Consider the following 25,727-nt stretch of genomic DNA (forward strand, 5'->3'; position numbering starts at 1 on the left):
GTCTTGTCTTTGTTCAGGCTAATTTCTGACTCTGCGAGACAAAAGCTCCTACTAAACTTACCAATCCGTGAGATTCTTTTCGAGAACTGGTATTAGAGAAACCATCTCTAGCCAATCCAATTTATTAGTTATCTTTTCTCATATATCATCATTCCCCATGCTCTCCTTATCGGGAATGTGATTAATTCACCATCTATTTAACTCATATCATCATGAAAAAAATTACCCAGCAATCAATTCCTACCTTGGCAATTGTCGGTATGGATTGCTCAATCCCTAATAGCAACAATCTCGATGAATTTGATCATGTAATCTATAATGGATATCAACAATTAACTACTTTATCTCCTGCTGGGTTAACAGGTTCACAACAATTAATTTCTAAAATTATAATTAATGCTCTTCAAAATGCCAATATTAGACCAAATAGTCACATAGCAACAATTATAGTTACTAACAACCAATGCAAAGATGAAAATTTCAGCGGTGTAATTTGTCAAGACTTTAATATTGAATATTTACCTAGCACATCTTCTGTTATTTCCTCCTTACATTTAGCTGAACAATTATTAATTACACAGCAATATGACACAATTGTCATTGCCGCTATAAATTTAGTTCACCAACAAATTAATCATTTACATACCAACACATTTAGCTATGCTCAAGACGCTGTTGATATTTCAGAGAATGAGGGTGCAGCAGCCATAGTTTTACAACGCTCTGATTTAGCAAAAAAAGACAATCATCATATCTATGCCATCATCGATGCTATAAGTATTAGCAATCATTCATTGAGCCAAATAAAAGCTATTCAACAAGCTTGTCAAAATGCTTTTGATTTAGCGAACATCACGGCTCAAGAAATTGGCTATTTAGAAGTTTTTGCTAGTGGTATTCCTCAAGAAGATGAGGTAGAAATTCAAGGTTTAGTCCAGGCTTACAGCACAGATAAACGCAGTCTCAGTTGTGCTGTTGGTAGCGTCAAAGCTAATGTTGGTAACACTAAAAATTTATCAGGAATTATGAGCCTGATTAAAACTACACTTTGCCTATACCATCGCTATATCCCCGCACTACCTCAATGGACAAGTCCTAAACAGCCACAAATATGGGAGGGAAGTCCTTTTTATGTAGCGACAGAATCGAAACCTTGGTTTTTAGAACCTGGTGCGACCAGAAGAATAGCTGCTATCAATATGATGGATTTAGATAGCAATTATGCACACATAATTTTGTCAGAAGATATCAATCAGAAAGAGAGAAGAAGTAAATATTTAGAACAAATTTCCTTACATTTGTTCCCTATCGCAGCTGATAACCGCAATTCTCTCCTAGAACAAATTCATCAACTGAAAACGGAAATTCATAGTCATACCCCATCTCTGTCCCAAATCGCAACTCAAACTTATAGAGAATACCAAAAACGTCAATCAGCAACCTATACCCTGGCAATTTTGGCACGAAACCATAAGGAACTGACGCGGGAAATTGAAAGAGCAATTCAGGGTGTAAACCTTGCCTTTGACACAGGGAAAGAATGGCAGACTCCCCTTGGTAGCTATTTTACAGCCCAACCCCAAGGGCCACATGGTAAAGTTGCCTTTGTTTATCCTGGTTCCTTTACTTCCTATATAGGTATCGGACGTAATCTCTTCCGTTTATTTCCACAAATTTTCGATGACCCACTCATCAGCAGCGTTTATGAACGAGTTGCTAACATCGAAAAAATACTGTACCCCCGCAGTATAAATAAATTATCTAACAGACAACTAGAGGCGATCGAACAAAAATTGATTGATGACCCAGTAGCGATGCTGGAATCAGAAGTTGGCTTTGCGGGACTCTTCACCGCTATTCTCCAGAATTATTTCCACATTAAACCTGAATCTAGCATTGGTTACAGTCTTGGTGAAACCAGCATGATGTTAGCCCAAGGTGTGTGGACAAACTTTAAAAAAACCAGTGATTATTTAAATTCATCCCCCCTATTTAAAACTCGTTTATCAGGCCCTAAAAATGCTGTCCGTCAACATTGGGGATTACCTATTATCCACAACAACCAAACAGAGGAATTTTGGAGTAATTATCTGTTGAGTTGTCCAGTTAGTCTTGTCAAAGAAGTTATTAAACAAGAACCTCGTGTATATATTTCTTTAATTAATACGCCAGAGGAAGTTGTAATTGTTGGTGATACCCAAGCTTGTAAGCGAGTTATAGAAACTCTCAACTGTGATTATTTTCCTACTTCTATTAATCATGTAATTCATTGTGAACCCATGCAATCGGAATATGATGAATTAGTGAAAATTAACACTTTGCCAATTAAAAATGTTCCTAACTGTGTATTTTATTCTGCCGCTGACTATGCACCTATAATCCTTGACAGTGATTTAATTGGACATAACATTGCCAAGGCTTTATGTCATGAATTAGATTTTCCTAAACTCATTAACCGTGCCTATAAAGACAATAATAGAATCTTTATTGAAGTAGGTGTTAATGGTAACTGTTCGCGATGGATTAGCACAATTCTTAAAGATCAAGACCATGTAACTGTTTCCGTAAATCGCCGTGGTGTAGAAGACCATGTTTCCATTCTCAAAGCTTTAGCCAAGCTCATTAGTCATCGTTTAGCAATGAATATAACTCCCTTATATTCTGTAGTGAATCAATATGAGCAAGATGCTCTTCCTCACCTTCCAAAAATTAACACACCACAATTCGTTGCTTCATCTCAACTATTACCTTCTCCTCTAAAAGCCAGAAACTCTCAACACCTAACTCATTCCAAGATTACACAATATCAGAAATTTCATGACAATCATCTGCGTTTACATCAGTCCCATAGCTTATTTTTGCAATCACGGCAGCTATCACTACAAAATATCAGCCTGTTAGTCAAGCAAAAGTTAGAACTATACCAAGATTTAGTCACTAAATCCTAAATACATTTGCAAAATTTTGATATCAAATTAAACATTTTGCCTGAAGAAATTGTTGATATAAAGCGCCAGCTAATCTTTTGCTATTATCCACATTTTCTGTAATTAAATACCCTCCTGAAATTGAAAATAAAATGTCAAATTCTCTCAATTCCAATACTGATAAACCTGTTCTCCATTTCCCCTACTTAATGGTTAATACACCTATAATTTGGTCTGGGGATATTAACACTGTATCTTTTGATGCTGATGGTATTAAATCTAAACTGATGAATTTAGATAAACCTTGCTATATCGTCAAAAAACAGGAGCAAATTGGCATTACTAATGAAGGTAGCCTATCTCATAGTAGCAATGGCAAAACAGTTCAATTGGAATTGCTAATAGCTACACCACCAGTGGGAATTACTCAGTTAGGCGACCTAAACTTTCTCAAAACTTACAATGTTAAATATGCCTATGCAACTGGTGCAATGGCTCAAGGCATAGCTTCTGAAGAAATGGTCATTGCTCTCGGTCAACAAAATATTTTAAGTTCATTTGGTGCTGGTGGTTTATCCCTGACGAGAATCGAATCAGCCATTAATAAAATTCAAACAGCTTTACCCCATCACCCCTATGCTTTTAACTTACTTCACAGCCCCAGTGAGCCTCTTCTAGAACGTCGGTTAATAGAGCTATATCTCCAATATCAAATCAAGGTAATAGAAGCTTCTGCTTTCCTCGATATAACTGACAATATCATTTATTATCGAGCTTCTGGACTTAGCTTAAATTCTGCTAACGAAATTACCATTAATCATAAAATTATTGCCAAAGTATCTCGGCGAGAAGTGGCAACTAAATTTCTTCAGCCAGCACCAAATAGAATATTACAACAATTAGTTCAACAAGGATTAATTAGCGAATTACAAGCCAAATTGGCAGAAAAAGTTCCTATCGCTGATGATATTACAGTCGAAGCAGATTCTGGCGGACACACAGATAATCGTCCTATTACTTGTTTATTGCCTTCCATGATAGAACTAAGGGATACAATGCAGCGTAAATATTGTTATCAGCAATCTGTGAGAATTGGAGTAGCTGGAGGAATTTCTACACCACATTCTGCATTAGCAGCCTTTATGATGGGAGCAGCTTATCTTGTTACTGGTTCTGTGAATCAATCTTGTATAGAAGCTGGAACTTCTCAATATACAAAAGAACTCCTAGCACAAGCAGAAATGGCTGATGTGATGATGGCTCCCGCGGCAGATATGTTTGAAATGGGAGTGAAATTGCAAGTTCTCAAACGTGGTACTCTCTTCCCTCTCCGCGCTCAAAAGCTATTTGAATTATACAAAAACTATAATTCTATTGAAGAAATACCAAGAAGTGAAAGAGAAAAATTAGAAAAGCAAATTTTTCAAAAAACAATAGCGGAAGTTTGGCAAGAAACAGTTAATTATCTATCACAACGTAATCCTGAAAAATTAAACAAGGCTAGTATTAACAGTAAACTCAAAATGGCTCTGATTTTTCGCTGGTATTTAGGACTATCATCTCGTTGGGCTAATACTGGTGAAGCTGGAAGAGAAATTGATTATCAAATTTGGTGTGGGCCAGCAATGGGTAGTTTTAATGATTGGGTACGTGGCTCTTATTTGTCTGAACCCAATAATCGCCATGTCGTAGATATTGCTAAGAATATTATGAATGGAGCCGCATTTTTATACAGAATCAACAGTTTAAAAATGCAAGGGTTGCAAATATCTAATGAATACTCTCAATACCATCCCATAGCTTCTGTATAAGCTCACCGTATTTTTCAAACTTACATCTTAATACCTAATAATATGCCATTCAATCGAAAATTAGGACGGCTAGAGCAGGCAATGGAAATTCTCAATAGCCGTGCTAAAACCTGGAACTTAGTGACAATTAGTCGGATAAAAGGACAAATTAATTCTGAAATTTTGCAGCAATCCTTAGAGATTGTTCAATATCATCATCCTTTATTAAATGCTCGAATTATTCATTTGAGAAATAGTTACTATTTTCAAACAGTAGGAACAGAAACTATTAGTTTAAATATTGTTGGCATTCCAGATGTTCAAGGATGGACAACAATATTTAACCAAGAGATGAACCAGGTTATCGATAGTAGTAGGTCTTTGCTGAGAGTTGTATTGATATATATATTCAATCAGCCCAATATCAATTATTTACTTACCACTGTTCACCATGCCATTACAGATGGTTTATCGAGTATTCAACTGCATTCGGAAATTTTATCCTCTTATCAAAAACTTCGTATTGAAGAAAATTATCATGCCATCACAGCATTAACTCCAATAGCACCTGTAGAAACATTACTACCCAGATTTACAAGGGGAATACGAGGAAGTTTTAGCAAGATTAAATTACTATTAAGGCTAGGATTAGCCAAAATCATCCTGAGACCAAAAACATTAGGAATTGCCAAATATGTGTCTATTGATGAACGTCGTTCAGAAATTATTCATAGACAACTAGATCCAGATTTAACTGAACAGTTTATTCAACGTTGCCGTCAAGAATCTACGACAGTCCATGGGGCTTTATGTGCTGCTCTTATGCTGACTTTTTTAGCAAATCAATTTCCAGCTAAAAGAATCAGACAACCTATCAATGTTAATTGTCTTTCTTATCTTGATTTACGTAGTAGGTTAAATCCACCTATTGCAGCGGAAAACATGTCAATTTTAGCTTCATCAATAATGGATTTTTATCAGCTAAATACAAATACTTCATTTTGGGACTTAGCACGAAAAGTAAAGCAGAATTTGGCGAAAGGAATTCAGCAAGGCGATATTTTTCATATGATATCCATTGCTAAATTATTAATAGATTTTTTGTTTTTCTTTCCCCAACAAGTCGCTGCGACAGTTTCTGTGTCTAATGTGGGTAAGGTGAAGATACCTCATATTTACGGTGATCTAGAACTAGAAACAATTAGTTTTGCTGGTTCCCAGGCTTTATATGCAGGGATGTTAGTAGTTCATGCTGCCACTTTTCAAAAAAAAATGCTGTTCAATTTTGTGTTTTCCCAACCTGCTATTGCTACTGAGACGATGGAGAAAATAGTTGAAGATTTTATCTCTTGTTTATATCGCGTAGCTGCTGATAATTCCTTACCACAATTTGGAGGTATATAAATGACTCATTCCCTATCCAAAACACCAATTAAACAAGCTATTTCTAGTGTTGAAATTCAAGGTTGGTTAGTGTCTAACATCTCCTATTTATTAGGTATAGAAGCAGATGAAATTGATATTCATGAACCTTTAGACAGCTATGGACTAGATTCGTCACAAGCAATTGTCTTAGCTAGTAAAGCTGAAAAATTCTTAGGAATTCAATTGTCTCTTATTCATCTGTGGTATTATCCGACTATTTCCGAATTATCACAACGTTTAGCTGAAGATTTAGAAAATTCTCAAGCTGAAATTTTACAGCTTTAATCCCCACATATGCTGTATTTTCACATCAATTAGCTTTGTTTTCCTCCTGAAATGTAGACACTTTGTCGAAATGGAGAAAACTAATTTGGCAAAGTGTCTTTTTCTTCCTTGTTTAAATATTGGAGATTAACAATGAATCCATCAGAACTATTAGCAAGGCTGACTCAACAAGGTGTGCAATTTTGGGTAGAAGAAAATAAACTAAATATTCGTTCTCCTAAAGGAGTGATTACACCAGAAATTCAAGCCGAAATATCTATGCATAAGGAAGATATTTTAGCTTTATTACAGGAAATGAATATTAGTAATATATCTGAAGGCGATAATTTCAGTTACGGAATTAGTTTACAAACTATTGGTCGATTAATAGGTGGTTTTACTGGAGAAACTCCTATCGGATACCAACCACCAATGATTGAGCCAAAATTAATGGCTCAAAATCTTAAAATTACTTTTAGACCATTACCTCATGGTTATCATCAGCAAAAAATAATTCAATTCCGTCAGGAATTAGCCATAATTTTACAAAATTATGGAGTGCAAATTTTTTCTTGGCAAGAGGCGACAACTGATGTTAAATATGAAATTAAGCTGCCATTTTTGAATATTAAGAAAAAAATTATACTCAGAGGAGTAAAAAGAGAGATAGATGCTGTAATTGATGTTGAAAGACATAACTCATGGCTAAGAAAAATAGGAATATTGATTGCTGAACTTTTATATCGTTTATCTTATGATAAATTAGCTAAAAATCGTCAATTAAATGTTATTCAAATCGCTAAACTGAGTAGTTGGGCTGAAGATCATGCGGCCAAATATGTTGAAGATCCAACAAATACACAAATTGTTGTAATTACTGACATAGATCATAAATTTATTGGAGAATCTACTTCCTATGTAGAAAAAATTAATATAGGTGTTAATACTCTAATTAAAACTTTTTCAGAAATAGTAATTGGAGTATCGGATAAAAAGATATCTATTTTAAATATGAATCTTTCTGATTCTATATTTGAGCGCAAAGAAATTAAAAATTTTGCCATTAAATCTCTGATTCCGAAAATTTTCGTGCCTATTGCTCCTCTATTAATGAATAGATTTGCAGTTGGTGTGTATAATCCCTTACAATCTGAGTACGCTGAGAAGTTAGCACAGCTAGGCAAGAAACTATCTAATACAGGTTTATTCCCTCCTGGATTTAAGCTAGCGGAAGTCCTCAAAAGACAATCTCACAGAGATATTGTGAATGTGATTGTGAATGGTAGAACAGGAGTATCTTATGGATTTTTAGCTTATGTAGAGCCTCCAGTCTATATTGGAAATCCAGAATTAACTGCCAATGAATGGGAAAAGTTAATTCCTGTACCTGGGTTTAATAGTCATCAGCTACGCCAAAATGATGCAGGAAGAAAATATATCAAATTGGCTTTCGATGGAGATTTTGCATTTAGACAAATTCCTGATATTTGGTTAGTCAGTTCCCGGTCTGGAGCCAATAAAACTAATTTAAATATTGAAACTGATGTTTTAAGAATTGGCTTGCATAATGGTTTACATCTTCAATTGCCAATAGACACATTAAATCAACAAGAAGATATAAAACCTTCCTATGATATTTATGTAATGCTGGCTATTAGTTTGGCAGCAGCACTATACACACCCAATTTAATTAAAAATGGTGCACCAATAGTTCATTTTCATGGTTATCCCACTTTTGATTGGTTTCAAAAAAATGAATACTGCTTTGGTGTTAATAATCCTTCAGTTCCCTGTGGCACTTATGAGTCTGGAGTTCTCAATTTTTTGGGAATTGCTAATTTAGCTAATCAGAATTTAGATAATATTCATTTAATTGGCTTAATAGAACCAGACCATGGTACAAATTTTATTGCCCATGATCTAAATTATTTAGTTGAGAGATTACAATTTGGCTGTAAACATGGACAAATTGAATTAGGCGGTAGAAATTTTGCTTCTCTCAAAGCAAATTTGAGCGAATCATGAAGATTTAGTTATTTAGTTTGTTTCGGCATTCAGTCTGAAGTGATAAACAAACTGCAACAGATATAATTTCACAGGACTGAATGCACATCATTAATATAAAAATTGTCAAAATATTAACATATTATCAAAGAGTATATTTACTCAAATTTTATAATAAATGAAACTAAATTAAATATTTTGGTTTTGTGAAAACATTGTGCGCTATACTCAAGATTATTAGCGCTGGGTGCTGCACGTGCATTTGTGGATTGAGCCAAGTTTAATTGGTCAAGCTACAACAGCAAGTGAACGTTAGATATTATCCCGCTAACCATTGAATGAAAGGAAGTTAGGGATTGTCGCGATCGCTCCTAAACTGTCCTGTCCACCACATTTAACCAGGGAATAGTACAGATAGATAAATTGATCCTGCTTGCAGCATAACGCAAGAATTATGGCAGGATGGAAACGAGCCAATGCAACGAGAACTCCATCCTCTAGCCCTCACATCAGGAAGTTCCAAGGATACTTTTCATATGGAACAATTGTCAATGCACAAACTCCATACATCCTTGTGCTCATTTCCCCATGATTAGGGATTGCGATTCCTAACAGACCAGGTAATCTTCAGCTAATGAACATTCTCAGGTCTACACTTTTCGGTTGGGAAACTAACCAAATTAACTTTCTAGCCTCTAGAAAGCTACATCAAAGCGCAAACTAGATACTCAACAGCTTACCACCTTTGTGGTGTTTGCTCTGGCTAGTTGTACTTAACCCATCAATGAGAAACTAGATCAAGGTTTTAATCAAACCCATTGCTTGGTAAAACTGCCTTAGTTTCGCATTGATAGCAAAAATTCTGACGAAAGGTGTCTATTATCGTCTGAATGCTTGTCATTGACTGCGAAGAAATAATATATATACTTCCACCTTGTCTATTAAATGAATCCAGAAAACTCAGAAACTTACATAAATCATCCAACTTGGGGTTTACTCTATAGGATCTGTATGGTTGATGAGAACCAGGATCTTTTCACTACACTTTATGCCCAACGCTTATTTTTTTTAGTAACAAACGATGTGAAAGGAATTAAATTTCAACCCATTGGACGTACTGAAGCCAGAATGATGCTGGAAAATCGTTTACGAACTTTACGTCGTAGTGGACAATCTCAAGAGTACGATCAGCTTCAGAGTGTTTTCCAACGCACCTTCCAATGAGCGGTTCCATTAGCGAACAGATTACTACTATCCGTGCCTCACTGCCCAACTCAGTGAGGCTAATCGCCGTCAGTAAGCGAGTTTCCACAGAACTAATGCGGGAAGCTTACACCGCAGGAATTCGAGATTTTGGTGAAAGTCGGATTCAAGAAGCTGCCAGTAAACAAGCCGAGTTGCAAGATTTACCGGATATTACTTGGCATATGATTGGACATTTACAGTCCAATAAAGCGAAAAAAGCCTTAGAACTATTTCAGTGGATTCACTCTGTCGATAATTTGCACTTAGCATTACGTCTAGACCAGCTAGCCCAACAATTAAGTGTAAATCCTCAAGTTTGTCTACAAGTTAAAATTCTCCCTGATCCCAACAAATCGGGTTGGACAATCTCAGATTTATTAACCGATTTGCCATCACTCAATCAATGTCATCACTTAAAAATTCAAGGTTTGATGACAATTCCCCCTCTTGGTTTAAATGAAGAGGAAACCTTGAAAGTGTTCCAAGAAACACAAGAGTTAGCACGAAAAATCCAAGCACACCAATGGTCACATCTGCAAATGCAGCAATTGTCTATGGGGATGTCTGGCGATTACAAATTAGCAATACAAGCTGGGTCCACAATGGTCAGATTGGGAACGATATTGTTTGGCCAGCGCCTCTAATCACAATTAAAAATTAAACATACACAATCCAGAAATCAATTTTTTACAGGATTTTCTAAGTTGAGGTTGGCACGGAATTTTCAAGAACTTAGTACCAACTATTCTTCTTCCTCAACCCCTCATAGGGTAGCTTGACCTTGGCCATAGTCCTGAATTGGTACAAATGAACGTTGACCGATTCTGCTATTCCGTGTTAGCTTGGCACGTTGAGTGAGCCAAGTGTCAAAATATATAGCGATAGCATAAATATTTTTCATAGCAGAATGGGGTAAAACCAACTATCTTTCGGACAATCCTTAGGCTATAATCTTGACTCATTGTTGCATCTACATGGTGAACTGCCTTTTTCAGAGGCATATGTTTCACCAATCAGGCTTGTACCAGAGGTTACAGACAGCAATTACATAGCTGGCTGAAGAAATTTTAAATAAAGGACAAACACTGGCGATAAATAAGTACCGCCAGATCAGTTAAGGTAGTTTCCACCGGGAGCGTACAAAATGAACAATATATTTTCTAAACTTAGAGACTTTGTTGGTTTGAATGAGCAAGTAGAATACGAATACTACGAAGAAGAACCAGAAACAGATAGCTACCAAAATATTTATCAGCAAGATAATCCTCAGCCTGTAGCACAGGAAACCACACCTACCAATCGACGTTGGCGTGAAAACGTGTCTACAATGGGAGACGATGTAGCCGCAACAGGGTCAAAGCCTATGAATAATGTTATTGGTATGCCAGGCGCAATTAATGGTATCTCGGAAGTATTAGTATTAGAACCACGGACTTTTGAAGAAATGCCTCAGGCAATTCAAGCGTTGCGCGAACGCAAATCAGTAGTATTGAACTTGACAATCATGGACCCTGATCAAGCTCAACGGGCTGTAGATTTTGTTGCAGGTGGTACTTACGCTTTAGATGGTCATCAAGAACGCATTGGCGAAAGTATATTTTTGTTCACACCCAGCTGCGTACAAGTCAGCACTCAAGGTGGATTAATTCACGAAGTACCACAACCACCAGTTCGTCCAGCGCGTCCTGCGGCTACCAGTCAAGCTTGGGGAAATGAAGTGAATCGGATGGCCGCACAATAAAGTTAAATTAGTTATTGGTTCTTTGTCTGTTGTCCTTTGTCCGTTGTCCAGAAACAAATGACAAAAGACTAATGACAAAAGACTAATGGCAAAAGACTAATGACTAATCAAACATGACTATTAAATTTGGTTTAATTGGTGGTGGGGTAATGGGAGAAGCGCTGTTATCCCGCCTTATTACGAGGGGGGTTTATCAGGGAGCAGAAGTCATTGTCAGTGAACCCCAAGCCTCACGCCGTAGCTTTTTAGAACAGCAATATCAGGTAGGAGTCACAACAGATAATCACCAGGTTTTTGCAGAAGCCAAAGAAGTTGTGATGCTAGCAGTCAAGCCACAAGTTTTTAGTGCGATCGCTCAAGAATTGGGAGATATCGTACCAGGTGAAAGTTCTCCTCTGATGATCTCGATTTTGGCTGGAGTGCCTTTAAAGCAACTAGAAGCAACTTTTCCTCGTCTACCAGTGGTTCGTGCTATGCCCAACACACCAGCAACAGTAGGGGCAGGTATGACAGCTATTTGTTTAGGTGCTTACACTCATCCCATCCACCAGGAAATAGCAGAAAAAATATTTAAAGCTGTAGGTGAAGTAGTAGAAGTAGCAGAAAGCCTGATGGATGCGGTCACAGGATTATCTGGTAGTGGCCCCGCTTATGTAGCTTTGATGGTAGAAGCTCTAGCTGATGGGGGAGTGGCAGCAGGTTTACCGAGGACGGTAGCAAAACAGTTAGCTTTGCAAACAGTTTTAGGCACAGCAACTTTGCTCTCAGAAAGTAAGCTCCATCCTGCTGAACTCAAAGATAGAGTTACCAGTCCCGGAGGCACAACCATAGCTGGGATTAGTCAATTAGAGAAAGCTGGTTTTCGTTCTGCTGTCATTGAAGCGGTGAAAGCTGCGGCTCACCGTTCTCAAGAATTGGGAAAAGGGTGATAGGTAATATCAATTAAAAATTCACAATGGGACAGGTATGGTTTTAGAGGGATTTGCCGATTTTATCTGTCGGCTTCTTGAAATATACCATCCCACGCATCTTGGCACCTTTGTCTACTCCAACAGAATTAGAGAATGCCTATGGAGTTCTACGCAAAATTACTGAAACATGAAGATGAACTAACAAAAGCTCAATAATGCCTGGAAAACTTGTGTTTTCGCACTCAACGTAGCAACTCACTAATCACGTTATGATAGAAAGCAGTCTGGTTGCTAAATATGATTGAGTGAACTATCCCGCCCCGTCTACAGAAATTGACCTGAGGTCGATATTTCCCTTTGAACTGGATCAATTCCAGCATGATGCGATCGCCTCCCTGAATGCTGGACGCTCTGTTGTAGTCTGTGCGCCCACAGGTTCCGGTAAAACATTGATTGGGGAATACGCCATTTATCGTGCCTTAACACGAGGGAAGCGAGTGTTTTACACCACCCCTCTCAAAGCCCTATCAAACCAAAAACTCCGTGATTTTCGTGAAAAATTTGGTTTTGATCAAGTCGGACTATTAACTGGCGATGCCTCCATCAACAGAGATGCCCCGATTTTAGTCATGACAACAGAAATTTTTCGCAACATGCTCTATGGCACACCCATCGGGCAAATTGGCATCTCCTTAACAAATGTAGAAGCTGTAGTGTTGGACGAATGCCACTACATGAACGATCGCCAACGCGGTACAGTTTGGGAAGAATCCATCATCTATTGTCCCCGTGAAGTGCAACTGGTGGCCCTTTCCGCAACCGTGGCCAACAGCGATCAACTGACCAACTGGCTTACCCACGTTCATGGACCCACAGACCTCATTTACTCCGACTTTCGTCCAGTTCCTTTAGAATTTCACTTTGGTAATCCAAAAGGACTATTCCCCCTTTTAAACGACAGTAAAAACAAAATTAACCCCCGACTGATCAAACGGGGGAAAAAACCCCAAGGTGAAAAAGGCAAAGGTGGTAGACCAGAACCACCCAGCATTACCTATACCCTCACCCAACTCCAGCAGCGAGATATGCTGCCAGCCATTTACTTTATCTTCAGCCGTCGCGGTTGTGATAATGCTGTCAAAGAAGTGAGTGATCTCTGGTTAGTTAATGAGCAAGAGTCCCAAACCTTACGCCAACAAATAGATGAATTTTTAAGGCGTAATCCTGAAGCTGGACGTTCTGGGCAAATAGCCCCCCTCTATCGAGGCATAGCGGCTCACCACGCCGGCATTTTACCAGCATGGAAAGTTTTAGTAGAAGAACTTTTTCAACAAGGACTCATTAAAGTTGTCTTCGCTACTGAAACCCTAGCCGCAGGAATTAACATGCCTGCCAGAACCACAGTTATTTCCACCCTATCGAAACGCACAGATAGTGGACACCGCCTCCTCAACGCTTCCGAATTTCTACAAATGGCAGGAAGGGCAGGCCGTCGGGGTATGGATAAACAAGGCCATGTAGTTACCTTACAAACCCCCTTTGAAGGAGCCAGAGAAGCAGCATATCTCGCTACATCCAAACCTGATCCCCTAGTCAGCCAGTTTACCCCCAGCTACGGGATGGTGCTGAACCTGTTGCAAACCCATAGCTTAGAACAGGCTAAAGAACTAGTAGAACGCAGTTTCGGCCAATACATGGCTAATTTGCATCTCCAACCAGATTACGAAATCATTACGGAGATGCAAGCTCAACTCACAGAAATCCGAGAGCAACTAGCCGCCATCGATGAGAATGAGTTAGCACTGTATGAGAAATTGCGGCAACGTCTCAGGGTAGAACGCCAACTCTTAAAAACACTGCAAGAACAGGCACAGGAAGACAGACAAGAACATCTAGGTATGATGTTAAACTTTGCTGTTGCAGGCACATTATTGAGTCTGAAAGGGAAAAATATTACAGTCCCCACACCTGTTACCACTGTTTTAGTGGCAAAAAGCCCTAGTTCTGGTCAGTCCCCTTATTTAGTCTGTTTAGGGCAAGATAATCGCTGGTATGTAGCCACCATCGGAGATGTAGTTGATTTATACGCAGAACTACCCCGAATTAACGTTCCAGAAGATATGCTACCTCCACCAGAAATGCCCTTAAAACCAGGACAAGGGCGACGGGGAAATGAACAAAGCGCCTTAATTGCTCAAAGTATCCCCAAACCTGACGATTCTTTACATCTACCACCAGAAGTACAAACCCAATTAAGTAGAGTCACCGCTGTCCAAGAACAGTTAGAAAATCATCCCCTACATAAATCAGGAAACGCAGCTTCTTTCTTCAAACGTAAATCTCGTTGCTTGGAATTAGAAGAACAAATAGCTGAATTACAAGAGCAAGTAGACCTGCAATCTCAGCGACATTGGGAAGAATTTCTCAGTTTGATTGAAATTTTGCAGCATTTTGAATGTCTAGACCAGTTAGTTCCTAGCAAATTGGGGCAAATTGCGGCGGCTATTCGCGGTGAAAATGAATTGTGGCTGGGTTTAGCTTTAGCTAGTGGGGAATTAGACAATTTAGATCCCCAGCACTTAGCTACTACAGTTGCAGCTTTAGTCACTGAAACGCCACGACCAGATACCAAGGTAAACTTTAACTTGTCTCCAGAAGTAGATGAGGCTTGGTCTCGACTACAAAAGATTCGGCGTTCCGTCCTCAAGGTGCAGTATCGACATGGTGTGGCACTACCTGTAGGTTTAGAAAACCGCTATCTCAATGTCATTGCCTTAGTGGAACAATGGGCACTAGGAATAGATTGGAGCGAATTATGTGAAAATACCACCTTAGATGAAGGTGATGTCGTGAGAATTTTACGCCGCACACTAGACTTATTATCACAAATTCCCCATGTCCCCAATTTACCTGATTCCTTCCGCAAAAATGCCCAAAGAGCGATGCAATTAATTGACAGATTCCCAGTCAATGAAGTAGTGGAATAACTTGTCATCTGTAAAATGTGGGATCTATCGCTCCAATAGACCCACACCATTAGAAATTTACCTCTTCACCCAGCTAATCGGAGACATATTCAGACCCCATATCGCTAGTGGTTGGAGAGAATGTCTATCGAAATAATTAATCGATATTGATTTGTTGGGGTCCACTAGCTTTACCGTTCTCAGTATTGGAGCTTGGGAAGTTGGTTGAACCGGTTTGTTGAGATAACCAACTTTTTACAGGGTCGTCAGCAAGGTTTAGTCGGAGTACACCAGAAGCGAAACCGCCTAAAAATGAAATTGGGTGCTGGGCTAATTCTTTAACAATGGGTGACAATTCATCAATAAACATTCCGACTCTCCTGGTATTGTCGTAAAAGATTATTAATTCTTAATTAATCGTAACCTGGAAAGCAATTTAGGGTGGACCGTGGAACAAAATCTCACCCCTCAAGGGGTGAGAAGATTAATGGGAATTCAGGGAAAATTTAAGAGCTTGGTTGCTGTTCAGGAAACATACATTTGTCAGAGTCACAACCGCTAGGTCCTGCTTCAGACATTTCACCTAAATCATAGCGACTCAAAGCACCACAGAAATCATCTGTTTTCCGTCTGGCTTTTACTTCAGCAGATAGCCGCTGATAGGTTTCTTTGTCTATGGGTTCAAAGGGTAAACGGGGGAATGTTTGAATGTCGTCAAACCGCGCTAATAAAGCCGCAGAAATGTAACCTTCATCATTTTGGATAGCTTCATAAATGCGTGTTCCCAAAACTTCAACTTCCTCAGAACGTAATTCTAAAGTCGCTGAGGTGTTATGGGTTGTATAGTATTTCTGCACCTGCATCACAAAATCTAACTGCGCCAGTACAGAAAACTTAGATACATCAATTTTATCAGCCCCTGGTAAATCTGCCCAGGAAACAGCAACGGGAATTTCTACCAACCATTCTGTACAACGTGTGTCAAACGGGTCATTTAACAAGTTACCGTTTTCATCTTTGTCAGACTGAGATGGTATGACATTATAGCCATACTCTATACAAGCTAAAGCCACGGGGTCATTTTTGCGGAAGGTGATGCGCCGGATAAACCTTTGGGCTTTGGGGGGATGCCAACCGGAAGAAGCACCCGTTAAGAGAGATTTTGTCCCTGATGGCTGGACTGTAGTACAACGATTGGGGCGTTTAATTCTGTGTTGATCGCAATATTCCCAAACTGCTTGATGGACTATTTCTCGCCATTTGCTTAAGTATTTTTGCTCACCGCGTTTAAATATCAGTCCTTCCTCGGTTTCTGGTCTTCCTTGTTCCCACCAGCGCAACCAGTCCACACCAAAAGCATGAACAAAGAAGTCAAATAAACCAGTGAAGGATACACCGACAATGGGATCAAGTTCCCGACTATATTGATAGCGGGGTTCTTGGAATTTGTGGTTTAACAATGCAGCAACAGATAAAGCACCGGCTTTAAATGCTTCCTCTTGTTCTTTGTAGTTGTCTGGATCTAGTTGGTTTAAGTGTACCTCAGCCAAATTACAGTGAAAATTAGCACCTATAATTTCACCACACGGATTAAGCCCGTAGCGGCCTAAACGATGTTCTAATTCTTGATCATCAATATTTGGGTGACGTTCTTGTATCCATGCTTTAGCTTTTCTTTGTTCGTAAGCGTGCAGGAAGTCTTGTTTCAGTTCTGGGGTGTTGAGTAAATCAATATTAGCCCTTGCTACTGCTTCACCAGCCCATTGAATTGCACCTTCACCACTGTAATACTGCTTTTGAACTGCGGCAATAGATTCTTCTAGGGTGGGTTTATGGTGAAATACTCGGCTATGGTTGGCCATACGTAAAGCATCACGTTCTGGATCTATACGCCAGTTGCCTTCTGCGTCTTGCTGCCAGAGGTTATCTTTTGCTGTTGCGCCTTGTTGGTCTTCTGCAACGAATTGTCTCATTCCAGCTGAGTTATGCGTCAAATAACCGTCGCAGTAAAAACAATGGGCTTCTTCTACTTCAATGTCATAAGTGTGAACATGATCGTAACTGCCCAAACCTTTAACAGTGACAGGAATATCTAGTGAGATATCAGCTTCAGCAATATAGCGTTCATAATTAGAATCAACTGTACGAGAACCTTGAAAACCCATTTCTCGCATTTCGCTGTAGGTGTAAGCCTCGCGCATAATTACACCAGGAACAGTAAAACCATACATTTTCAGTCCCTGACGCAGTTCTCCCTTGACTGAATGGGGGGCTATTAGTGCGTTATAACGCTCTTTGAAGGCTGGTATTGTCAAGTTGTACTTAACTTGCCATTCCTGTTTTTCTGGACGGATCGTTGTTGTTCTACCAGCGATCCCTAAGCTAGATAAGACTACACCAACTTGTCTAATAAATGAGCGATAAACTGATGTAACTAAATGGGGTGGCCGATTATTTACTGCTCCATCACTGTCCATTAATCCAGCTAAGTAGGCAGCCCTAATATCTACTGAACCTTCCAAAATAAAACTAGGAATTTCCAAGGGAATGTTAGGCTGCTTAATATAGCGGTGGAAGTATTCAGCTAATCTGATAGAAGAACAGATTGACTTAGCAGTATTTTCACCTTTGGTCATGCTATGAGTAGCAGTCAACCCAAATAAAGCTAGCGCAGAATCTATTTTGGCTTGAATTTTTGCTGTTTGTTCGCTCTGTAAGCCATTCATTGACCATTCAACTCGACCATAGGGCTTACCATACCTATTACGGCCAAGGGCAACATAACCATCACCGTGAGTCAATCCAATGAGCCAAGCTACTTCAGGTGTGAGATCGGGAACTATAAAAGCTTTGGCTGTTCGGCTGTGGGAAGGTCTTGATTCTGTAAAATCAGCAGGAAGATGGGTAACTGTACCAGGTAGTATTTGTGTGTTGTGAAGAAGGCGATCGCCTTCCTCTAAACTGGCAATAGATTTCCACTTAACTCCTCCTTTTGCATCTGCTAAAACAGCTTGTCTGTGGTTTAAAGTTGCTCTAGGGTAAGTTGCATTAGTTTCAATTTCGTAAACATCCTGAAATCCTTGGTCGAATTTATCAACTACTCGACGAAATCCTAAAGGAGTTTGTACTAAATCACCCACTTGCACATCACGAATGGGTACAAGACCTTTATAGGTATGAACCAAGGCATCTTCAGGAAGACAGCGCCGGATATTCCCCGCAACTATACTTACAGCTGCTTCATCAATTAATAAACAGCACTCAACAGAGGTTAACTGTCTACCTATAGCTTTATTTAGAATAGAGGCGCAGCGTTCATACAAACCGGGTAATTTTACAGGGTTGGCTACACCACCAAAGCCTTTGAGGGTTTCTCCTGACTGACGGACATCACTAATATCTACAAGTACCTGCACGTCATCGGTAAAGCGTTCATCAGTAGAAAGTTCTAACAGGGTTTGGTAGGATTTTACCCAACCTTCCCGACTATCGCCAACGTGAATAGTAACAGTGTTACCTTGTATATCGGTTTCTGTAAATTCTCGGCGCTGTTCTATAGGTGTGCGGCCAATTTCGCCTGTGATGGTAACATTTAAACGATTACGGATAGGGGGTAATTGATTAATATACTGGGGTTCAATAATAGCACCTGTACCACACCCCATCATGGCCAAGTCCATCATTAAACCGAAGGCTTTCCAGTCTACCAAATTTGTAGAAGTACAATTATAAGCACCAGAAAAGTTTTTAGATTTATTTAACCATTCTGTACCACCAACCCATAACCAGCGGCCACTGGGTAGGGCTTTCATATTGCGCTGCATTTTATCTAAGAGGGCAGCTTCTTCGGGGGTGAGTTTGCCTAATTCGACTAAACCGCGTAAAGTGCGATCGCACACCTCATCCCAGGACTCTCTTAAACCTGCTTCTGTACGGCGGCTATAAGTTCTAAAAAATACAGGATTGGCTGCTGGGGCGGATTCTGGGAACGTTGCACCCTGACGTTTCCGTTCAAGTTCTTGAACCATAATAAGGTTTTTCTGCTCACTAACAGATTAAGACTATAACGCCAAGTAGTTATAGGATTCAAAGATTGTCAAATTTACCACTTTATGATTTAAGATTTTTTGTATAAGATATAACAATTTTATATTGTCACAATAAAACCCTGACAGTGAGCCAGGGTTATACATCCTGAAATTTGTATCTATCAGTTTTAATCTAATCGGCATTTAAGTTGCATGAATTGGGCGGGCAAGATGCCCACCCCACAAGAGATTGATAAAATTTAATCTACAAATTAGATGTGATTTATATTATCAAAAAGCTTATACATTTACTACTAAGCATTAGTAGTCAGTAAAGATTCTAATTCATTGATATTATTTACAACTTTACGTAATTGCTCACTGAAATATACAACTTCATAATTAGGTGCTAGTTCTTTTTGCAGTTGTTTCCACAAACTAATACCTTCTTTTTCAAAAGCTGTTTGAGCATCTAAAGTGGAAAAACTTGATGAACTAGGATCTTCCCAGTTTAACTTTGCATCATAAATATCTGCCCATTTTGCCAAACGACTGATAGTTTCTTCACTTAATGGCATAGTTTCTGGATCAATATCTCCAGCTTTATCAGAACTAGCCCACCATAATGGGTAGCATCCATAATCAGCCATGAGTTTGATTTTTTCTGCCATAATCAATCTACCAAATTTATGCTGAAGTTCTGGGGTTAGCTCCTACTATATACCCATTATCGCTTACAGTGACAGCGATGTAATGAGTTTTGCTATTCAAGCGAACTTCATAAATAATGCGAGTTTTTTTTCTTCCTTGATACCCAATTATTTTTCCTTCAGTTAGTGCGGTAATAACTACATCCGGTATCTGCTCTGCTTCTATGCCCTGCTCTGCAAATTGTGAAGAATGTTCTTCTAATATATGCTGAAGTCCTGCTTCAGTGTTTCCTTCTTCTAAAAAGACTATTTTGCCATCTGCCTGTTTAGCAATCTTCACTATTTTTGCAGGGTTATGCTTAATGCCAAGTTCGGCAAGTTCAGCAATGAGGGCCAATTCATCATTACTCATGGCTATCTCCCTACTTAACGAATTCGACTAAACCGCGTAAAGTGCGATCGCACACCTCGTTCCAGGACTCTCTTAAACCTGCTTCTGTACGGCGGCTATAAGTTCTAAAAAATACAGGATTGTCTGCTGGGGCGGATTCTGGGAATGTTGCACCCTGACGTTTCCGTTCAAGTTCTTGAACCATAATTACAGTCTTGTACTAAGAGATTAAGACTATAACGCCAAGTAGTTATAGGATTCAAAGATTGTTAAATTTACCACTTTGTGATTTAAGATTTTTTGTATAATCTATAACATTTTTATATTGTCACAATAAAACCCTGACAGTGAGCCAGGGTTATATATCGATATTTAATTCTGGAAAAGTAGGAGAAATAATTTTATTAGCATCTGTAAATACTTGTTTTTGATATTTACTATCAGTTAACTGTTTTTCCCCAGACAAACTAAAACTATATGCTAATAAAAATTCTATTATTTAATTAGTATAAACTTTCTACTAAAGAAGTATATAAATTGATGATTTGACTATCAGCTAAACTGTAATACACATTTCTACCTTCGCGACGATAGCTGACTAAACGCATAGCTTTTAATAATCGCAGTTGATGAGAAACTGCTGATTCTGTCATTTTTGTTAATGCCGCTAAATCACAAACACACAACTCTTGGGAAGCTAAGGCAGATATTAGTCTTAGACGATTTGTGTCTGCAAGGATGCCAAAGATTTCGGCCATCTGTTGTGCTTGTTCTGAAGATAATATTTGTGTTTGGATTGACCGCACATGATCCAGATGTACTAAATGGGTGTCGCATTTTGGTAGGTCTCCATTTTGGAGTAATTCTAACTCTTGTTGACTCTGTGGCTGATTCATTGCATTAGCTGGAAATAATGGTAATCACTTTCAATTTTAACCAAAATTCTATAATTGCACAATTGAATAGTTGTTCATATATTGATTAGAATACTGATAATCAACTTTGTTAACCTTAGTGTCAAACCGCTATGACTCAACCGCCTTCCCTGAAAACCCAGACTCTGCAAGTGAGTGGTATGGACTGTGGCAGTTGTGCGAAGACTATTGAAGTCGGTTTACAACAATTACAAGGTGTTATTGAAGTATCTGTAAGTTTTACTAGTGGCAAAGCCAGGGTATCTTATAACCCGGAGTATTTAACTCAAAAGACTATATGCGATCGCATTCAGGCTTTAGGTTATACAGTGGAAGAGAGTTCCGGGGCAGAGTCAGAAGAGAAGCTTCATACCTGTAATTGCAGCCACGATCATCATCATAATCATTCATCCGAGAAAATAGCTGATACTCAAACTCGACCAGCAAAAAATGTGGGGATGGAAGATGACCCCACAAACTGGAAGTTCTGGATTACAAACCGTCGAGGGCAAAGTGTTATTTTCACAGGTATAGGGCTATTTTTAGGCTTAGTGGCGCAGTATTTGGCTTTACCTATAGTTATAGCGCGGGCTTTTTACAGCCTGGGTATCATCGTTGCTGGATATCCCATTGCCAGGGCTGGGTTGTTTGAGTTGCGCTTGGGTCGTGCTGATATGAATCTGCTGATGACCATTTCTGTCATTGGGGCAGTGATTTTAGGAGATTGGTTTGAAGCAGCTTTAGTGGTCTTTTTATTTTCCCTGGGAACAACATTGCAAGTTTTCAGCTTTGGTCGCACCCGTCAAGCTATTCGCGCTCTCATGGATTTAACACCACCGACAGCTACAGTCAAGCGAGGGAAGCAAGAAGTTACTGTACCTGTGGAAAATGTCCAAGTGGGTGAAATTTTGACCATTCGGCCAGGACAGCGTGTGGCTTTGGATGGTGTGGTGGTTGCGGGAACAAGTGCTATTGATCAATCACCGATTACAGGAGAGTCCATTCCAGAAGACAAAGGGGTTGGAGATAGTGTCTTTGCTGGGACTTTGAATCAGTCAGGCTTTCTAGAGGTGCAAGTTACCCATCAAGCTAACGATACAACCGTGGCTAAGATTATCCATTTGGTAGAAACAGCCCAAGATAGCCGCGCACCTTCCCAACAGTGGATCGATAAATTTGCAGAGATTTATACACCAATTGTCATTGTTATTGCGATCGCTATCGCCCTGATTCCCCCTTTGGTTTTTGCTCAACCTTTTCAGGTCTGGTTTTATCGGGCATTGGTGATGCTAGTTATAGCCTGTCCCTGTGCCTTAGTTATTTCTACACCTGTTTCCATTGTGAGTGCTATTGGTGCAGCTACTCGTCAGGGAGTGTTATTTAAAGGTGGTCATACCTTAGAGACGGCCGGACATCTCACCAGCCTAGCTTTTGATAAAACTGGCACCATTACCCAAGGACTACCCATTGTCCAGAAAATTTATGAATTGGGCAGAGTCAGTGCTAACCAAGTGTTATTTATTGCCGCTGCTTTGGAACAACAATCAGAACATCCACTGGCCAAGGCAATCTTAGCTAAAGCTGATGATATGGGGCTAGATTTAGCAATACCCGTCAACTTTACGGCATTGCCAGGTAAAGGTATTCAGGGCAACTTTGGTGAAATATCCTATTTAATTGGTAATCGTCGGTTGTTTGCAGACCAAGGAATGGTTTTGTCTCCTCAGACGGAATCTGTGTTAGCAGAAATAGAACAACGTGGTCAAATTCCCGTGCTGGTGGGGACAAATCAAGAATTATTAGGAGCGATCGCCCTAGCTGATGGTATTCGCTTAGAAGCCACCGCAGCCCTAGCACAGTTGAAATTACTGGGAATTAAACGGTTAGTGATGCTGAGTGGCGATCGCTATCGTGTAGCAGAACAAATTGCCCAACAAGTGGGAATAACAGAGTATCACGCTGAACTATTACCAGAAGATAAACTACAAGCAATTCAACAGCTACGTCGTCATGGTGTAGTGGGTATGGTAGGGGATGGTATCAATGATGCACCCGCACTAGCATCGGCGGATATCAGTTTTGCGGTGGGAGGAATAGATATAGCTTTAGAAACTGCTGATGTGGTGATAGTTGGTAGTGACCTCAGACGACTGGCCTATGCTGTAGAATTGAGCCGCCGCACTGTGTCTGTCATTCAACAGAATGTAGTATTTTCTTTAGTCACCAAGGGTTTATTTCTGCTATTGGCAACCTTGGGAATTGCTGGTTTAGCTATAGCGGTTTTAGCAGATACAGGGACTTCTTTATTAGTGACTGCCAATGGAATGCGATTATTTAAGACTAGAAATCTTCGAGATTAGTATTATGGTGTGCGATCGCACTTTTTTACCAATTTGGGATGGAAAATCCTGATTATTGTACTTGAAAAGACAAGGACAAAATGAATCACGGTCGCTAGGTTAATAATTCATCTCTTAATAATCGCTATCAGCAACACAAATCCCTTTACATTTAATCCCGTTAGTTGCAGTACGCTGACAATGAAGACAGAGGATTTTTTCATTCTCTGTTTCTTTATTTATTTCTCTAGTTATGGTTGGTTGTAAATTATCTTTTTCGGTGTCTTTTTTAACCATAGTTGAACTAACATTTAAAGATTTTTATATATTTTATCACTTTACATAAAATTGATATAAATCTTACTGTAAATATCTATAAGTGTTTTTTTTCGGTGATATTTAATTTTTGAGATTGACCTATTGATTGATGATTAATTGATTTTGTTATAAATACTGCAAAAAATCACTTGAATTCGCTAATTTTATGATGTTGCTATATGATAACAATAGAAATTAATAGCTAGCACCAATGGATTTACTAACATTATTAGGATTAATGGCTGGTACCTTAACTACTATGGCATTTTTACCCCAAATGTTTCAAACCTGGCGAACTAAATCAGCTAAGGATGTTTCCTACACAATGTTGATTACCTTTATGTCTGGTTTGTTTCTCTGGTTAATCTATGGAATCATCTTAGGTGCTCTACCAATTATTCTCGCTAATGGTATAACTTTATTTTTTAATCTCATTATTCTGTGGTTAAAAGTTAAATATAATAGATAAATATCATTCATAAAATTTAGAGCCTATCCTCACTGTAGGAATCTCTTAAATATAAATCTAATTAGGACTTCCTGAATCAATGAATACAGGGAGATAAAATCCGCATAAATTGCCAGGAAAAAAGGATGATGGAATTAAAAAAAACCACTTCTAAGAGGACAAGGGAGACAAGGAGGAATAAGAATATCTTCTTTTTTATCCCCCTCTCCTCTCTTTCTGTCACCTGTCACCTGTCACCTGTCACCTGTCACCTGTCACCTGTCACCTGCTATATATTTATCCCTGCATTATGGTCATGGTTGTGGGGGTAGATTGATTTGCATCTTTTTTAATAAATGAGGATATCTGTGAACCCACCCCCACACCAAAATGTGGGCAATTTATTCTGACTTAGCACTAGCACGGTTAGCACGAGCTTCAGCTGAAGTCATTACCTCGGCGAAGTTTTCTAAAACTTCTCCAGGATAATTTTCCAAGACTCTGGTAGAGAGGGCTACTCTTCCTTTTCCTTCATCTAAGTCAATAATGATGCCTTTGATTGACTGTCCCACTTGAAATACTTTGTCTAAGGATTCAATGAATTTCTGACTTACCTGCTTAATATGCAGTAAAGCGCTAACACCATCCAAATCTACAAATACACCAAAAGGCTTGATACCAGTGACTTTTCCTTCTACCAACTGACCAGCTTCTAACAAGTTGAAGTTACTGGAACGAGCAGCTAATCTTTGGGAAAGGATGAGTTTTTTGTTGCTACGGTCTACTTCTAAAAAGCCAGCGGTGAGGCTTTGGCCTACCAATGCTTCTAAGTTATCACGTTCTGCCAGGTGCGATCGCGGAATAAATCCCCGTAAAGAGTTAATGTTGACGGTGACACCACCTTTATTCACCCCAATTACCTTTACTTGCACCGTCTGGGAATTTTCTTGCATGGTGGCTAATTTTTCCCAAATATGCTGTATTTCTAATTGCCGACGGGAAAGGGTGACTTGACCTTCTGCATCCTGTTCACGGATAATCAGAAACTCCAACTTCTCATTTAAGGGTAGGACTTCCGATAAATCAGTGACTGCTCTCAAAGCAGCCTCATCACGAGGCAAAAAAGCGGACGACTTACCACCAATATCAACATACGCCCCATCATGGTCAATTTGAAAGACCTTGCCTTGTACAATTTGTCCTTTTTGGAATTGGTAGTCGTGAGTTTCTAATGCTTTGGCGAAATCATCCATGGTGAAGGATGAATTGGCTGTTTGAGAACTATTCGATGCGGAATTCATGGCTTTTGAAGATAAATTTTTATGAAAAGAAGAAATTAAGGATTGGAGAAATTCCAGAGAATTTT

The 25,727-nt window shown here is 39.2% G+C and carries 21 protein-coding genes; 12 read left to right on the forward strand and 9 right to left on the reverse strand.

Going from position 1 to position 25,727, the window contains the following annotated elements:
• Positions 1-212 precede the first annotated feature (212 nt).
• The 7 genes from H6G73_RS16430 to H6G73_RS16460 all read left to right on the forward strand — a co-directional run bounded on the left by H6G73_RS16430 (position 213) and on the right by H6G73_RS16460 (position 10,299).
• Positions 213-2,948, forward strand: a complete 2,736-nt coding sequence (locus H6G73_RS16430; protein ID WP_190606390.1) for a PfaB family protein — start codon at positions 213-215, stop codon at positions 2,946-2,948.
• A gap of 188 nt (positions 2,949-3,136) precedes the next feature.
• Entirely contained in the window at positions 3,137-4,738 is a 1,602-nt protein-coding gene (locus tag H6G73_RS16435) for a PfaD family polyunsaturated fatty acid/polyketide biosynthesis protein (RefSeq protein WP_242034227.1), read from the forward strand.
• A 42-nt stretch (positions 4,739-4,780) separates the two neighbouring features.
• Positions 4,781-6,121: a phthiocerol/phthiodiolone dimycocerosyl transferase family protein gene (locus H6G73_RS16440; protein ID WP_190606394.1), complete on the forward strand. Its 1,341-nt coding sequence runs from the start codon at positions 4,781-4,783 to the stop codon at positions 6,119-6,121.
• The gene (locus H6G73_RS16445) at positions 6,122-6,427 is read left to right on the forward strand and encodes a phosphopantetheine-binding protein (protein ID WP_190606396.1); all 306 of its coding nucleotides are present in this window, start codon (positions 6,122-6,124) and stop codon (positions 6,425-6,427) included. It begins immediately after the preceding gene.
• Between the two features lie 132 nt (positions 6,428-6,559).
• Positions 6,560-8,431 (forward strand): TubC N-terminal docking domain-related protein, encoded by a 1,872-nt coding sequence (locus H6G73_RS16450; RefSeq protein WP_190606398.1) that lies wholly within the window; start codon positions 6,560-6,562, stop codon positions 8,429-8,431.
• A gap of 924 nt (positions 8,432-9,355) precedes the next feature.
• Complete coding sequence (gene pipX / locus H6G73_RS16455) at positions 9,356-9,634, forward strand: transcriptional coactivator PipX (RefSeq protein WP_190606400.1); 279 nt, start codon at positions 9,356-9,358, stop codon at positions 9,632-9,634.
• Entirely contained in the window at positions 9,631-10,299 is a 669-nt protein-coding gene (locus H6G73_RS16460; RefSeq protein ID WP_190606401.1) for a YggS family pyridoxal phosphate-dependent enzyme, read from the forward strand. Before pipX ends, H6G73_RS16460 begins: the two co-directional genes overlap by 4 nt.
• 119 nt (positions 10,300-10,418) lie before the next feature.
• On the opposite strand, the gene H6G73_RS16465 is transcribed toward H6G73_RS16460, so the two are convergent.
• Positions 10,419-10,556 carry a hypothetical protein gene (locus H6G73_RS16465; RefSeq protein WP_190606403.1) on the reverse strand — a complete coding sequence of 46 codons (138 nt, stop codon included), beginning with the start codon at positions 10,554-10,556 and terminating at the stop codon, positions 10,419-10,421.
• A 243-nt stretch (positions 10,557-10,799) separates the two neighbouring features.
• On the opposite strand from H6G73_RS16465, the gene H6G73_RS16470 reads away from it, so the two are divergent.
• The 3 genes from H6G73_RS16470 to H6G73_RS16480 all read left to right on the forward strand — a co-directional run bounded on the left by H6G73_RS16470 (position 10,800) and on the right by H6G73_RS16480 (position 15,294).
• Positions 10,800-11,396 carry a cell division protein SepF gene (locus tag H6G73_RS16470; protein ID WP_190606405.1) on the forward strand — a complete coding sequence of 199 codons (597 nt, stop codon included), beginning with the start codon at positions 10,800-10,802 and terminating at the stop codon, positions 11,394-11,396.
• Between the two features lie 113 nt (positions 11,397-11,509).
• The gene (gene proC / locus H6G73_RS16475; protein WP_190606407.1) at positions 11,510-12,325 is read left to right on the forward strand and encodes a pyrroline-5-carboxylate reductase; all 816 of its coding nucleotides are present in this window, start codon (positions 11,510-11,512) and stop codon (positions 12,323-12,325) included.
• 287 nt (positions 12,326-12,612) lie between these two features.
• On the forward strand, positions 12,613-15,294 hold the full coding sequence (locus tag H6G73_RS16480; protein WP_190606408.1) for a DEAD/DEAH box helicase: 2,682 nt from the start codon (positions 12,613-12,615) through the stop codon (positions 15,292-15,294).
• A 136-nt stretch (positions 15,295-15,430) separates the two neighbouring features.
• Here the strand turns inward: H6G73_RS16480 and H6G73_RS16485 are convergent, their stop codons facing one another.
• The 6 genes from H6G73_RS16485 to H6G73_RS16510 form a co-directional block, all read right to left on the reverse strand.
• Positions 15,431-15,643, reverse strand: a complete 213-nt coding sequence (locus H6G73_RS16485; protein ID WP_190606410.1) for a hypothetical protein — start codon at positions 15,641-15,643, stop codon at positions 15,431-15,433.
• Positions 15,644-15,779: 136 nt separating this feature from the next.
• Positions 15,780-19,301 (reverse strand): ribonucleoside-triphosphate reductase, adenosylcobalamin-dependent, encoded by a 3,522-nt coding sequence (gene nrdJ, locus H6G73_RS16490; protein ID WP_190606412.1) that lies wholly within the window; start codon positions 19,299-19,301, stop codon positions 15,780-15,782.
• A 314-nt stretch (positions 19,302-19,615) separates the two neighbouring features.
• Entirely contained in the window at positions 19,616-19,972 is a 357-nt protein-coding gene (locus H6G73_RS16495; RefSeq protein WP_190606414.1) for a hypothetical protein, read from the reverse strand.
• 16 nt (positions 19,973-19,988) lie between these two features.
• Positions 19,989-20,363, reverse strand: a complete 375-nt coding sequence (locus H6G73_RS16500) for a hypothetical protein (protein WP_190606415.1) — start codon at positions 20,361-20,363, stop codon at positions 19,989-19,991.
• Between the two features lie 10 nt (positions 20,364-20,373).
• Entirely contained in the window at positions 20,374-20,547 is a 174-nt protein-coding gene (locus tag H6G73_RS16505; protein ID WP_190606474.1) for a hypothetical protein, read from the reverse strand.
• A 298-nt stretch (positions 20,548-20,845) separates the two neighbouring features.
• Positions 20,846-21,238 (reverse strand): ArsR/SmtB family transcription factor, encoded by a 393-nt coding sequence (locus H6G73_RS16510; RefSeq protein ID WP_190606417.1) that lies wholly within the window; start codon positions 21,236-21,238, stop codon positions 20,846-20,848.
• Positions 21,239-21,369: 131 nt separating this feature from the next.
• Here H6G73_RS16510 and H6G73_RS16515 point away from each other — a divergent pair, with 131 nt between their 5' ends.
• On the forward strand, positions 21,370-23,616 hold the full coding sequence (locus tag H6G73_RS16515; protein ID WP_190606419.1) for a heavy metal translocating P-type ATPase: 2,247 nt from the start codon (positions 21,370-21,372) through the stop codon (positions 23,614-23,616).
• 114 nt (positions 23,617-23,730) lie between these two features.
• Here H6G73_RS16515 and H6G73_RS16520 read toward each other — a convergent pair whose 3' ends face one another.
• On the reverse strand, positions 23,731-23,892 hold the full coding sequence (locus H6G73_RS16520; protein WP_190606421.1) for a hypothetical protein: 162 nt from the start codon (positions 23,890-23,892) through the stop codon (positions 23,731-23,733).
• A gap of 232 nt (positions 23,893-24,124) precedes the next feature.
• Here H6G73_RS16520 and H6G73_RS16525 point away from each other — a divergent pair, with 232 nt between their 5' ends.
• A complete protein-coding gene (locus H6G73_RS16525) occupies positions 24,125-24,382 on the forward strand; it encodes a SemiSWEET transporter (protein ID WP_190606423.1) in 258 nt (85 codons plus the stop codon).
• A gap of 380 nt (positions 24,383-24,762) precedes the next feature.
• Here H6G73_RS16525 and H6G73_RS16530 read toward each other — a convergent pair whose 3' ends face one another.
• Positions 24,763-25,662, reverse strand: coding sequence for a S1 RNA-binding domain-containing protein (locus H6G73_RS16530; RefSeq protein WP_190606425.1), 900 nt, complete (start codon positions 25,660-25,662; stop codon positions 24,763-24,765).
• Between the last annotated feature and the right edge of the window lie 65 nt (positions 25,663-25,727).

It is taken from the genome of Richelia sinica FACHB-800 (assembly GCF_014698825.1).
Taxonomy (GTDB): Bacteria; Cyanobacteriota; Cyanobacteriia; order Cyanobacteriales; family Nostocaceae; genus FACHB-800.